Annotated in this window: 1 pseudogene; it reads left to right on the forward strand. The window is 56.0% G+C overall.

Annotation, left to right across the window (positions count from 1 at the left end):
- Window positions 1-493, forward strand: a pseudogene (locus tag E5358_RS15185) (RHS repeat domain-containing protein); the annotation flags it as partial.

Consider the following 493-nt stretch of genomic DNA (forward strand, 5'->3'; position numbering starts at 1 on the left):
GACAGGCTTGTTGAGGTAACCAGCGGCACGAAAGTCATCCAGTCAATATCATATTCCGACAACGGCAACATCCTGAGCAAGAGCGATGCCGGCACATACCATTACGACTGCGGCAGGGCACATGCCCTGACAAGTCTTGACGTGACAGACAGCGGATACCGCCCCGGCAGTCAGGAGGCATCCTACAACTTCTTCGGAAAGCTGGAGACCCTCGGCGAGTGGCACGACGATGAGTACCGTGAACTCAGCATCGCCTACGGTCCCGACATGGAGCGCTGGCAGAGCACGCTGAGCATAAACGGCGAGGAGAAGCGCGTGATAACCTATTCCGACGACTACGAGCGCATAGAGGAAAACGACGTGACACACGAGTTCTACTATCTCGGCGGCAACATCATCCTTGTGCGTCAGACCGGAAAGGACGACATCCTCTGCCATGCCATAACGGACAATCAGGGCAGCATCCTCTGCATAGTCAACGAGAAAGGCGGGA

Source organism: Palleniella muris (genome assembly GCF_004792655.1).
Classification (GTDB): domain Bacteria; phylum Bacteroidota; class Bacteroidia; order Bacteroidales; family Bacteroidaceae; genus Prevotella; species Prevotella muris_A.